This is a genomic window from Flavobacterium sp. JLP, from assembly GCF_015350755.1.
Taxonomy (GTDB): domain Bacteria; phylum Bacteroidota; class Bacteroidia; order Flavobacteriales; family Flavobacteriaceae; genus Flavobacterium.
This window is the reverse complement of record NZ_JADKPS010000003.1, coordinates 177,343-189,626: the sequence shown is the minus strand read 5'-3', so window position 1 is coordinate 189,626 and position 12,284 is coordinate 177,343. Positions and strand designations below refer to the sequence as shown.

Genomic DNA, 12,284 nt, shown 5'->3' with positions numbered 1-12,284 from the left:
CAAAGCAATACTTCATTCTGCACTTAACTATGAATATCGTGATGGAAGATCAATTTATAAAAACAGCGTCGTTAATTGGCGACCCAACGCGCGCTTCAATTTTATGGACTCTGCTCGACGGAAGAGCTTTTACTGCAACAGAATTAGCCGTTTCTGCAAATACATCTCCGCAAAATATAAGCATGCATCTGGGAAAACTTCTGGATGCCGATTTGCTGTGTGTAGAAAAACAAGGGCGTCATAAATATTATAGATTTTCAAATAAAGAAGTCGCCTACGCACTCGAAGCCATGGCAAGTTTAGTTCCGAAGCCAAAAGTTTCAGTAGAAAACAAATCTGAAAATTATCCTCCAATAAAATTCTGCAGAACCTGTTACGATCATTTAGCAGGAAAAATTGGAGTTGCCTTAACCGACAGTTTATTGGAACAAAAAATAATTGTAGAAAAAAATAATGCTTTTGAAATTAGTACTGAAGGAGAAAAATGGTTCTCCAATTTCGGAATTAATTTAGAAGAAGCTCAAAAACAAAAAAGAATATTCCTTAAACCCTGCCTGGATTGGAGCGAAAGAAGAAATCATCTTGCTGGTTCAGTAGGGGCGTTGCTTTTGAATAAAATGATAAGTGAAGACTGGCTCAGAAAAACCAAAAATTCTAGAGCAATTATTGTCACGGCAAAAGGCGAAAAGGAATTATTGAGACACTTTAAAATTGTTGTTTAAATAATTTAGACAACTTAGATTGTTAGACTTCAGATAGTTAGACTTTTAGAATTTTAGATTTTTCCGCAATCTTGTCATCCTGAGGAACGAAGGATCACACTAGAAGCTCCGTACAGTATTTCGCCAGTATTTGTCGAGGACGAGTGTGATCCTTCGTTCCTCAGGATAACAAAACTAACACAAGACAAAAACGTAATGGCTAGTATAAAAACCTAACCTTCAGCAAACAAAAACGCAATCACTTTCTCATACAATTCATCATCGTGCATTCCGTGGCCTAAGCCTTTGGTTTCTATAAATTGACTGTTTTTCCAGTTGCTGGCTATTTTTTTTCCTTCTTCAAAAGCTACAATAGTATCAGTTGTATCATGAACTATTAACCCCGGAATATTGAATTCTGATGCAAATTTTTGTCCGGAAAAATCTTCTATTTTAAAATTAAATCGATCACTGAATTTACTTTCTAAAAGAGAAAATATTTTGGTATTCAAACTCAGCATTGAAATATAATTATCAATCAGCGTTTTCAAATCGGATGGCGCTCCAAGAATTACCATTTTATTGATACTGGTATTCGGAAATAAATATTGATGGTAAACACAGGCCGCACCTCCAATAGAATGACCAATAATAATTTCTGGTTTATATTTCTCTACAGCTTTATTAATAAATTCTGCATAAAGCGGCACATTAAATTCTTTTCCGCTGCTTTGCCCATGCGCTGGAGCATCAATAGCAATAATAGTGCTTCCGGATTTTTGAAGATGTGGCAACGTTTTTTTCCAGCGAGAAGCGTTGCTTTCCCAGCCGTGAACAAGCAGAATTTTGGTTTCATTTCCTTTCCAGATATAAGTCTGAAAATGATGTTCGTTATGATGAAATATTTCGGTTTCGGTATTCTTTAAAATTTTCGGCAGTTTTTCTTTTTGCAGTCTTCCAATTCTGGGCTGACTAAAAAGCGCGTAAGAAAGTGCTACAGCTTTTTGCGGACGAACGTAACTTAAGAAGTTGATATATTGTCCGACCGATTTTAATGTAATAAAACGAATTCCTTTTTTAATTCCCAAAACTTAAATTTTTTCTAAAGGTAAAAAATATGATTTTAAACTTACTGAAAAAATAAGGGCAAAAAAAAGTCCCGATTAGATCGGGACAATGTTTATTTAGAATTTAGAGAACAATTGCTCCATTTTTTCTTTTTCTTCTTCAGCTAATGCGCTGTCAACTAAAATTCTTCCAGAGTGCTCATCAGTAATGATTTTCTTTCTAGAAGCAATCTCTACTTGAGTTTGTGGTGGAATTGTAAAGAATGATCCTGCAGAAGCTCCTCTTTCGATAGAAACTACAGCTAAACCATTACGAACACTGTTTCTGATTCTGTTGTAAGCAGCTAATAATCTTTCTTCAATTTGACCTGAAAACTCAGCAGATTTCTCAGACAAGAAGATTTCTTCTTTTTGAGTTTCAGCCATAATAGCATCAAGTTCAGATTTTTTATGTTTTAAATGCGAACTTTTAGCGTCAAGTTTTTCTTTTAAGTTAGAAATAACTTCTTTTTTATGCTCGATAGAAGCTTTCATTTCTTTGATTTGCTTTTCAGCCAATTGAATTTCTAATTCCTGAAATTCAACCTCTTTTGTCAAAGAATTAAATTCTCTGTTATTACGAACTGATTCTTGTTGTTTTGTGTATTTTTTGATAACCTCTTTGTGCTCATCAATCGCATTTTTTTTCGATTTGATAAGATCTTCAATAACCTCAAGTTCACTTTTCAGTTTCTCTGAACGCGTGCTTAAACCTGCAACTTCATCTTCTAAATCTTCCACTTCTAAAGGAAGTTCACCTCTCACGTTTCTGATTTCGTCAATTCTAGAGTCAATAAGCTGTAAATCGTATATTGCTCTTAACTTGTCCTCAACACTTAATTCTTTCGTATTCGCCATATTCTATAAGTACTTAACTGGATTTGTATTTTCTTCTGATAAAATGATGGCAAAATTAAGGATTTTTTTTCGAAGATAATCAACAATATAGTTTTTTGTATATCGTTCGCTCTCAAAATGACCAATATCGGCCAAAAGAAGTCGATTTTCAGCTTCATAGAACTGATGGTATTTCAAATCGGCGGTCAAAAAAGCATCGGCTCCAGCCTGAATTGCATTTTTAATGGCAAAACTTCCTGAACCTCCCAAAACGGCAACTTTCTTTATTTTTTTTCCGAGAAAGGCAGAATGACGAATTCCGTTGGCGACCATTTTATCTTTCACGAAAGTGAGAAAATCTTTTTCATCCATTTCCGTTTCAAATTCGCCAATCATTCCCAAACCAATATTTTGATGTGAGTTTTGTAAATCGTAAACTTCATAAGCCACTTCTTCATAAATATGATGGGCAAAAAGTGCTTTTAGAATTTTAGATTGTAAATGTTTTTCAAAAATAACCTCAATTTTTATTTCAGTTCCGGTGTGCAATTTTCCTCTTTCGCCAATTACAGGATTGCTTTCTTCATTTCCTTTAAAAGTAAAAAAGCCTTCGGTATTAAAACTGCAATCGTCATAATTGCCAATAGTTCCTGCACCTGCCTGAAACATAGCATTTCGAACTTTGTCAGCATTATCCGGAGTAGTGTAAGTGACTAGTTTTTGAATGAAATTCTGTTTCGGAATCAAAACTTTTGTATTTGTTAGACCCAAAGCATCACAGAAAATTTTATTCACTCCCGCCGAATGATTGTCCAAAGCGGTATGAACTGCATAAATGGCAATGTCATTTTTAATTGCTTTTAGAATGGCGCGTTCTACATAATTTTTGCCTGTTATTTTTTTAATTCCAGAGAATAAAATAGGATGGAAGCAAACCACCAGATTGCAATTTTTAGCGATAGCTTCGTCGATAACATTTTCTAAGGCATCGTGGCAAACTAAAACTCCGGTGCTTTCCGTTTCAGAATTTCCAACTAAAAGGCCAACATTGTCAAAATCTTCGGCGTAAGCCAAAGGAGCCATTTCTTCAAGAATTGCTAATATATCTTTGATTTTCATTTTTACTTTTTCATTTCAGTTTTCAAGTTGTTATGTCTTGAAATTTTAAAACAAATTAACGAAAATATTGTTATATGATAGTCAATTATTACTTGAGAACACTGTTATCAATTGTTAATTGTTCCTTGGTAATGTGGTTGTTTTTGTATATTTGTATTTAAAAATTAGTTAGTATGACTACAGTAACAATAAAAATTAACGAACGAACCAAGGCAGGAAAAGCCTTTATGGCGCTTTTGTCTGAGGCATTCACTAAAGGTACTGATGGTGTAGAGATTGTAGAAACAGATTCAAAAAAACTAAAAAAAGAAGATTCCTATAATCCTGAGTTTGTGAAAATGGTATTAGAATCAGCGAAAAGAGGCGATTATACAGAAGTTGATCCAAAAGATGTATGGGGAAGTTTAGGCTTAAAATAGAAAGATTAGCAGAGTCACATTTAAAAAAACACTTTAAAGCAGGTAATCAGGCAAGTATTAAAAAGATCACGCAAATACTAGATGAACTTAGTGAAACACCCTATGAAGGTGTTGGAAAACCAGAAGCATTAAAACACGGACTTAGTGGGTTTTGGTCGAGAGAAATAAATTCTAAAGACAGAATAATATATAAAGTAGAGGAGGATATTGTTACTGTTTTTGTAATTTCTGCAATGGGACATTATTCTGATAAATAATTCTATGAAAATACTTCGAAAAATACTTTTCCCGTTCTCTATTTTATATGGTTTAATTACTTCAATCAGGAATTTTCTTTTTGATAAAGGAATTTTAAAATCAACCTCGTTTGATCTTCCGGTAATTGCTGTTGGTAACTTGAGCGTTGGCGGAACTGGTAAAACTCCTCAAATTGAATATCTGATTCGTTTATTGTCCGATAAATATAAAGTGGCAACTTTAAGCCGTGGTTACAAAAGAAAATCTGAGGGCTTTGTTTTGGGAAGTGCAACTTCAGATGCTGAAATTTTGGGCGATGAACCTTTTCAGTTTTATCAAAAATTTCCAAATATTTACGTTGCTGTCGATGCAGACAGAAGAAACGGAATTACACAATTACTTTCGCAAACAGAAAAACCTCAATTAATTTTATTAGATGACGCTTATCAACACCGAAAAGTAAAAGCGGGGTTTTATATTTTATTGAGTTTGTACGGAGATTTATACGCAGATGATTTTATGCTGCCAACGGGAAATCTTCGCGAAAGCAGAAGCGGAGCGAACAGAGCCAACATTATTGTTATAACAAAATGTCCAAAACAGTTATCTGATAAAGAACAGGCAGAAATTCGTTTGAAATTGAAACTGACTTGCTCGCAACAAATCTATTTTACTTTTATCGATTACGATGATTTTATTTATGGAGGAAATGAAAAAATTGCTGTAAACCAAATTAAATCTGAACCAAAATTACTTTTGGCCGGAATTGCAAAACCAAGTCCGTTTTTTGATTATTTAAAAAATGATAATGATATATGTCTGACTTTTCCGGATCATCATAATTTCTCTGATTCAGATTTAGCAGAAATAGAAAGTAAAGCCGGAAATAAAAGAATTATTACAACAGAGAAAGATTATGTACGTTTAAAAGATTCTAAATTGGCGCTGCAATTGTACTATCTTCCAATAAAAAGTACATTCATCAACCATCAGCAAAATTTTGATGCGACAATTTTAGAATACATAAAAACAAACTTAGAAACTTAGTTTCTTAGTTAATCAAAAAACTTTGCAATTATGCTGTAAAACTCGTCCGGAACAAAGGGTTTTGTAATCACATCATTCATTCCGAAAGACAAAAGCATATCTCTGTTTTCGTCAAGCGAAATTGCCGTTAAAGCAATAATTGGTGTTGATTTGTCAAACTCTCTTATTAATTTGGTAGCAGTAGTTCCGTTGATTCCTGGTAAATGAACATCCATTAGAATCATATCGAAACGTTTTACTTTTAAGATTTCAACTGCTTCTTCGCCATTATCAATAATATCGCATAAAATGGCTTTGTTTTCAAGCATTTTTCGCGTAATCATTTGATTGATTTTGTTGTCTTCAATCAGTAAAATCGATTTGTGTTTTAACTGTTTGTCGCTATAAGGTTTTGCTTCTTCAATAATTTCTAAAGGCTCTCTGTTAATTTTGAAATTCAATTTAAAAGTAAAAGTAGATCCCTTGCCGACTTCACTTTTCAGTTTTATTTCACCGCCTAAAAGTTCGATTAACTTTTTTACAATGGTAAGCCCTAAGCCGGTGCCGCCATATTTTCGATTTACTTCGATAGAGCCTTGTGAGAAACTTTCGAAAACGGTTTGCAGTTTATCTTCTGGAATTCCAATTCCGGTATCTACAATTTCAAAATAAATAGTTGCATTCTCTTCTTCTGAGGCATATAATTTTGCAATTACATTTACATGTCCGTTTTGCGTGAATTTTAAAGCATTGTTTATTAAATTCAGTATGATCTGAGATAATTTGGTTGGGTCGCCAATTAAATTATCTGGTATTGATTCGTCTATTTCTAAATTAAAGTAGTTTTTATTCGCTGCAGCTAATTCTTTTAGAGAACTTTGAATATTAAATAAAAGCTCTTTTAGATTAAAACTGATGTGATCTACTTCAACTTTAGTAGAATCTATTTTATTGATTTCGAGAATTTCATTGATAAAAGTAGTCAAGTAATTTCCTGAAAATTTTAGAGATTCTAAATACTTTAATTGATTTTTTTTAGGATTGTCTTCTAATAATAAATGCGTAATTCCGTTAATCGCATTTAGCGGCGTCCGGAGTTCATGACTCACTGTAGATAAAAATTCAGATCTTGCTTTTGATGCTTTTTCGGCTTTATTTTTAGCTAGAATTAATTCCTTATTTTTTTCTCTTAAAAGTAAATTATTCTGATTCCGGATAATATTGTTTTTGTATAATGCTAGACTCAAAAGAGACAAAATCGAAATTAAGGCAATAGCCAAAATACTGACCAGCTTAGAATAACGATATGTTTTTAGTTGAATTTTTTCGTCGCTTTCGCGTTTAAGCGTATTATTTAAGGATTGGTTTTTTTTGAATTTTTCAAACTCATTTAGATCAAGTTTGGCATTTTTAAGTTTTACAATATAATTTTCAATTTGATAATGTTCATCAAGATAAGAGTAGGCGAGATCAAAGTTTCTGTTTTTTTTGTAATACTGACTTATCCCGAGAATGATCTTTGATTTCTGAATTAAATTATTGCTTTTTTTGCTGTAATCTAATGCGTTGTCAAAGTAAACTAACGCAGAATCGTTTCGTTTAAGCTTTGTCTCAATTAAGCCAAGCTGATAATATGAATCTGTTTTGGTTTTTAGAATTTTAGGATTATCGGGTTTTTGTATTATTTTTTTGAAAGTCTCTGCTGCCATTGGCAAATTCTTGCTGGCTTTTAATGCCATTGCTTTTTGATAATCTAAAACTTCAGCATGGTCAACAAGTTTTAGCTCTTTTAAAAGATTGTCTGCTTTTTTGTAATAGATGTTGGCAATTTCGTAGTTTCCTTTTGCAGTATTTGTGGCGCCAATATAATGTAAAGCCAAAATTTTGGTACAGGTTGGTTTTAGTTTATCAAATAAAGAAACACTTTTGTGGAAGTTTTTTAAAGCTTCTTCGTATCGTTGCTGATTGTAGTAGATTTTTCCGAGCTTAAAAGTTTGATTGGCTAAGCTTTCTGGTTTATTAGCTGTCTCGCAAAAATCGATTGATTTTTTAATAAAAAAAACCGCTTGATTATATTTTTTCTCAGTTAGATTCGAGTTGGCTAATTTGTTATAATAGGAAACGCTATCTGTACTCTGTTTAGATTGAGAATACAAAAATGAATTAAAAAAACAAACAAGAATAAGAAGGTGGTATTTCATGTATGGCTATGCTTTTACAATGAATTCTATTTTTTTCTTATCAGTAAAATCAAATCTATTAATCTTGATGAATAACCAATTTCGTTATCGTACCAGCCCACAACTTTTACCATTTTATCAATAACAGATGTTAGTTGTGCGTCAAATAAGCACGAATGCGTATTGCCAATTACATCAACAGAAACGATAGGATCTTCTGTGTAATCTAATATTCCTTTTAAATTTGTTTTTGAGGCTTTTTCAAATGCTTTATTAATTTCTTCAATGCTAACAGCACGCTTTACATTAAACGTGATATCTGTCAATGAACCATCGGGAACTGGAACACGAATGCCACAACCTCCTATTTTTTCATGCAATTTAGGAAAAATTTTTGTTAATGCCTTCGCTGCACCTGTAGTTGTTGGAACAATTGACTGGCTTGCGCCTCTCGCCCTGCGTAAATCCTTATGTGGCTGGTCATGAAGGCTTTGATCAGTTGTGTAAGAATGTATTGTTGTAATGTAAGCTTGCTCAATACCGCATAATTCTTCGATGATTTTTATCATCGGAGCCGCGTTATTTGTCGTACAGCTTGCATTCGAAATTATATCTTCACTTCCGTCTAAAATTTCTTCATTTACTCCTAAAACTACTGTTTTTATGGTGTCAACTTCTGATGGAGCTGAAAGAATTACTTTTTTTGCTCCAGCATCAAGATGTGCATTTAACTCTTCGTGGGTTTTATATTTTCCGGTTGATTCAACTACAAAATCGATATTATGGCTTTTCCAGTCTAAATTAGAAATTCTTTTCTCATGAAAAAATAAAAAATGCTTACCGTCAACAATAATTCCTTCTTCATTATGACTAACCGCAAAAGGCAAAACACCATGAATACTATCGTATTTTATTAAGTGTGCCATAGTTTTGTTGTCAGCAATATCGTTGATAGCAACAACTTCAATTTCAGGATGGTTTAAAAGCAAGCGGAATAAATTTCTTCCAATTCTCCCAAAACCATTAATAGCAATTCGAGTTTTCAATACCGTGTTGATTCGTTAACTGTTCAATTGTTTAATCGGTTTGACAATTAAACGATTAAAATAATTAAACCTTTATTATAAAATGTGTTTTTGTGCTTTGTATGAAGAACGAACAAGAGGTCCGCTTTCGACATGACGGAAACCTAACTCAAGACCAAATTTTTCATATTTAGCAAATTGATCTGGGGTTATAAATTCCTTTACAGGTAAATGTTTTTTACTTGGCTGTAGGTATTGGCCAATTGTGACAACATCAACATTTGCATTGCGCAAATCAGTCATCGTTTGAAAAACTTCTTCTTCAGTTTCACCAAGTCCAAGCATAATACCAGATTTGGTTCTGTTAATTCCTTTTTCTTTTAAATAACGCAAAACTTCTAAACTGCGATCGTATTTTGCCTGTATACGTACTTCACGAGTTAGGCGGCGTACAGTCTCAACATTATGCGAAACTACTTCCGGGTTTGCTTCAACAATGCGGTCAAGATTTCTTTCAATTCCTTGAAAATCTGGAATCAAAGTTTCAAGAGTCGTATTTGGGTTCATTCTTCGGATTGCTTTTACAGTTTCAATCCAGATAATAGAACCGCCATCTTTCAAATCATCTCTGTCAACACTTGTAATTACAGCGTGTTTAATATTCATTATTTTTATCGAACGTGCTACTTTCTCTGGTTCGTCCCAATCTACTGTTTCTGGTCTTCCGGTTTTTACACCGCAAAAGCCGCAAGAACGAGTACAAACATTGCCTAAAATCATAAAAGTAGCTGTCCCTTCGCCCCAGCATTCTCCCATATTCGGGCAACTTCCTGAGGTGCAAATAGTGTTTAAGCTGTATTTATCAACCAAACCGCGCAGTTCAGTATATTTTTGTCCAATTGGAAGTTTAACCTTTAACCATTTAGGTTTTCCAGTTGGTATATTTTCAATGACTGTTTCCATATATCAAAATTCAAAGCACAAAGATAAGCAATGTAGTTTATTTGGAGATGTTAATTTGCTTTTCGTTTGCTTTTCATTTTTAGTGATGTTATTGAGGATTATTTAGTTCAAAAGTTAATAGTTTGTTTTTAAATGCATTTTCATTTTAGTTTTTTAATTCATGCTTAAGAATCTGATATTTAGCTTGACTTTTCTAAAATTTTAAATTCCACCTTAATCTATTACAAATTTGGCTCGCTCGGACAGCGCAGGATTTGTGCTGTACTAATTTTGCTGTTAATTTAATTTGAAAAATATGAAGAAGAGATTTATTGTATTAGGGATTTTATTCGCAGTTTTTGGTTTTACTAAAATGAATGCACAAATACTGTCAGATAGAACCATGGGCGCTTTAGGAAAAGGTGTCGCGGGTTTTACTTTTAGTGATGCAGATGCAGCTGCACTAGCTAAGGAATCGATCGCTGAGCTGGATGCAAATAATCCTACTGCCGGACCAACAGACGGTTACTCAATTCGATTAAACCGCGTATTTGGGAAACATACTTCTAGCGAGGGAGTTACTTTAAATTATAAAGTTTATTTAGTAAAAGATATTAATGCTTTTGCTTCGGCAGACGGGAGTGTTCGTGTATTCGCTGGATTAATGGATATTATGGATGACAATGAATTGCTTGCTGTTATCGGACATGAAATTGGTCACGTTATTAATCATGATACAAGAGATGCAATTAAGGCAGCTTATAAAAAAGAAGCTTTATTAGATGCAGCATCATCACAGTCAGGAAAAATTGAGACTATTACAAAATCTCAATTAGGAAAATTAGGAAGTGCAATGATTGACAGTAAGCACAGTAGAAAACAGGAATCTGAAGCAGATACGTTCTCCTATGATTTTATGAAAAAATATGGCTATGATGTTAACGCGGTAGAATCAGCTTTTAGAATTCTGCAAAATTTAAGTGAAGGAGCAGAGTCCTCTTTTCTAACCAAAATGATGAGTTCACATCCTGATTCTGGCAAAAGAGCCGATGATGCTAAAAAAAGAGCAGTAAAAGATGGCTTGTATAAAGCATATGTACAGCAGAAAATTGTAAATACTGTACCTGCAAAAGCATCAGCTAAAACAACAGCTAAAAAGACAACAACGAAAAAGAAGTAATCTTGTAAAACAAAAAAAAGCTGGTAAATTCTTTAGAAGTTACCGGCTTTTTTATTGCTTATTATTTCAGTAACAGTTATATAACTCATTTAAAATTCATATATTTATTTGTTCAAAAAACAAGCTTTTGGGTGAAATGAAATAGCATTTTGTTATTTACATTTGTTGTTAAATTGTAATAATATAAACATGAAAAAGAAATTAATAGTTTTAGGAGTTTTATTTGCCACATTTGGCATTACTAAAATGAATGCGCAAATTAATTTAGGTGATAAAGCGATGGGAGCAATTCAAAAAGGAGTAACTAGTTTTACACTTAGTAATGCCGATGCTGCTACATTATCTAAAGAAGCTGTTGCTAAATTAGATGCTGAACATGAAGTAGCTGGACCAACTGATCCTTATACTTTAAGATTAAACAGAGTTTTTGGAAAACACACTGCAGGAGAAGGATATACTTTAAATTATAAAGTTTATAAACTAAAAGAAGTAAATGCATTTGCAACTGCAGACGGAAGCGTTCGTGTATATTCTGGATTAATGGATATTATGGATGATAACGAATTGCTTGCGGTAATTGGCCATGAAATAGGTCACGTTGCAAATAATGATTCTAGAGATGCTATGCGTGCAGCTTATCAAAAAGAAGCTGTAATTGATGGTGTTTCATCTCAATCTACAAAAGTTGCAGCTGTTACAGACAGTCAGTTAGGAAAAATAGGAAGTGCTTTGATAGATAGTAAACACAGCCGTAAACAAGAATCTGAAGCTGATTTATTTGCTTACAATTTCATGAAAAAAAACGGTTACAATGTAAATGCCGAAGAATCTGCTTTTAGAATCTTAGCTAAAATGAGCGAAGGATCTCAATCTTCATTCATCGATCAGATGATGAGTTCACATCCAGATTCAACTCAAAGAGCTGACGATGCTAAAAAAAGAGCTGAAAAAGACGGCTTGTACAAAGCATATGTACAACAAAAAATTGTAAACACAGCGCCTGCACCAGTAAAGAAAACAACAACTAAAAAAACAACTGCAAAAAAGAAATAATAATTTCTGCTTGTAAAAAATAAAAACCGACAAACTTCTATGAGCTTGTCGGTTTTTTTATTTCTTTAAATTAACCTAAAACGTGGTGTGCTAATACTTTTTGAACTTCATACACATTTACAGATTTTGTAAATTGTTTTACAATGCTTGGCTGTAATTCGCTAGCAACCCAAATTTTTAATTCGGCATCTAAATCAAAAGTTCCGGCAGTTTCTACGCTAAATCTTGTGATACTTTTGTAAGCAATAGATTTATATTCAGTTTTGCTTCCTGTAATTCCTTGAACATCTACTAAAATCAATCTTTTATTGGTAAAGATAAACGTGTCACGAATTAGTTTAAAACCCATTTCGATTGACTCGTTATCAGTTAAAAGCTGTCCGTAATTTTTAATTAAATCCTCTTGGCTTACAGAACCTGCATTGCCAAGTAAAGCTGAAAATATTCCCATTTGTTCGT

13 protein-coding genes are annotated in these 12,284 nt (G+C 33.2%); 6 read left to right on the top strand and 7 right to left on the bottom strand.

Annotation, left to right across the window (positions count from 1 at the left end):
* Positions 1 to 41 precede the first annotated feature (41 nt).
* Entirely contained in the window at positions 42 to 722 is a 681-nt protein-coding gene (locus IRZ83_RS10305) for an ArsR/SmtB family transcription factor (protein ID WP_194568531.1), read from the top strand.
* A 212-nt stretch (positions 723 to 934) separates the two neighbouring features.
* Here IRZ83_RS10305 and IRZ83_RS10300 read toward each other — a convergent pair whose 3' ends face one another.
* The 3 genes from IRZ83_RS10300 to IRZ83_RS10290 all read right to left on the bottom strand — a co-directional run bounded on the left by IRZ83_RS10300 (position 935) and on the right by IRZ83_RS10290 (position 3,763).
* Entirely contained in the window at positions 935 to 1,789 is an 855-nt protein-coding gene (locus tag IRZ83_RS10300; RefSeq protein ID WP_194568529.1) for an alpha/beta fold hydrolase, read from the bottom strand.
* A 96-nt stretch (positions 1,790 to 1,885) separates the two neighbouring features.
* Entirely contained in the window at positions 1,886 to 2,665 is a 780-nt protein-coding gene (locus tag IRZ83_RS10295) for a zinc ribbon domain-containing protein (RefSeq protein WP_029272203.1), read from the bottom strand.
* 3 nt (positions 2,666 to 2,668) lie between these two features.
* The gene (locus IRZ83_RS10290; RefSeq protein WP_194568527.1) at positions 2,669 to 3,763 is read right to left on the bottom strand and encodes a Nif3-like dinuclear metal center hexameric protein; all 1,095 of its coding nucleotides are present in this window, start codon (positions 3,761 to 3,763) and stop codon (positions 2,669 to 2,671) included.
* A gap of 173 nt (positions 3,764 to 3,936) precedes the next feature.
* Here IRZ83_RS10290 and IRZ83_RS10285 point away from each other — a divergent pair, with 173 nt between their 5' ends.
* From IRZ83_RS10285 to lpxK, 3 genes are read left to right on the top strand one after another with little or no spacing between them, the layout of a single operon-like run.
* The gene (locus IRZ83_RS10285) at positions 3,937 to 4,182 is read left to right on the top strand and encodes a DUF2683 family protein (RefSeq protein WP_029272205.1); all 246 of its coding nucleotides are present in this window, start codon (positions 3,937 to 3,939) and stop codon (positions 4,180 to 4,182) included.
* The gene (locus tag IRZ83_RS10280) at positions 4,158 to 4,439 is read left to right on the top strand and encodes a Txe/YoeB family addiction module toxin (protein WP_194568518.1); all 282 of its coding nucleotides are present in this window, start codon (positions 4,158 to 4,160) and stop codon (positions 4,437 to 4,439) included. Before IRZ83_RS10285 ends, IRZ83_RS10280 begins: the two co-directional genes overlap by 25 nt.
* A gap of 4 nt (positions 4,440 to 4,443) precedes the next feature.
* Entirely contained in the window at positions 4,444 to 5,466 is a 1,023-nt protein-coding gene (lpxK, locus tag IRZ83_RS10275) for a tetraacyldisaccharide 4'-kinase (protein WP_194568516.1), read from the top strand.
* An 8-nt stretch (positions 5,467 to 5,474) separates the two neighbouring features.
* On the opposite strand, the gene IRZ83_RS10270 is transcribed toward lpxK, so the two are convergent.
* The 3 genes from IRZ83_RS10270 to lipA all read right to left on the bottom strand — a co-directional run bounded on the left by IRZ83_RS10270 (position 5,475) and on the right by lipA (position 9,613).
* Positions 5,475 to 7,646 carry an ATP-binding protein gene (locus IRZ83_RS10270; protein ID WP_194568513.1) on the bottom strand — a complete coding sequence of 724 codons (2,172 nt, stop codon included), beginning with the start codon at positions 7,644 to 7,646 and terminating at the stop codon, positions 5,475 to 5,477.
* A gap of 26 nt (positions 7,647 to 7,672) precedes the next feature.
* Positions 7,673 to 8,671 carry a type I glyceraldehyde-3-phosphate dehydrogenase gene (gap, locus tag IRZ83_RS10265; protein WP_029272209.1) on the bottom strand — a complete coding sequence of 333 codons (999 nt, stop codon included), beginning with the start codon at positions 8,669 to 8,671 and terminating at the stop codon, positions 7,673 to 7,675.
* A 75-nt stretch (positions 8,672 to 8,746) separates the two neighbouring features.
* Positions 8,747 to 9,613, bottom strand: a complete 867-nt coding sequence (lipA, locus tag IRZ83_RS10260) for a lipoyl synthase (RefSeq protein WP_029272210.1) — start codon at positions 9,611 to 9,613, stop codon at positions 8,747 to 8,749.
* Positions 9,614 to 9,908: 295 nt separating this feature from the next.
* Here lipA and IRZ83_RS10255 point away from each other — a divergent pair, with 295 nt between their 5' ends.
* Both IRZ83_RS10255 and IRZ83_RS10250 read left to right on the top strand, forming a co-directional pair.
* Positions 9,909 to 10,772, top strand: a complete 864-nt coding sequence (locus IRZ83_RS10255) for a M48 family metalloprotease (protein ID WP_194568511.1) — start codon at positions 9,909 to 9,911, stop codon at positions 10,770 to 10,772.
* Between the two features lie 189 nt (positions 10,773 to 10,961).
* Positions 10,962 to 11,825, top strand: coding sequence for a M48 family metalloprotease (locus tag IRZ83_RS10250; protein ID WP_194568510.1), 864 nt, complete (start codon positions 10,962 to 10,964; stop codon positions 11,823 to 11,825).
* Positions 11,826 to 11,895: 70 nt separating this feature from the next.
* On the opposite strand, the gene IRZ83_RS10245 is transcribed toward IRZ83_RS10250, so the two are convergent.
* Positions 11,896 to 12,276, bottom strand: a complete 381-nt coding sequence (locus tag IRZ83_RS10245) for a PH domain-containing protein (protein WP_029272213.1) — start codon at positions 12,274 to 12,276, stop codon at positions 11,896 to 11,898.
* Positions 12,277 to 12,284: the final 8 nt, after the last annotated feature.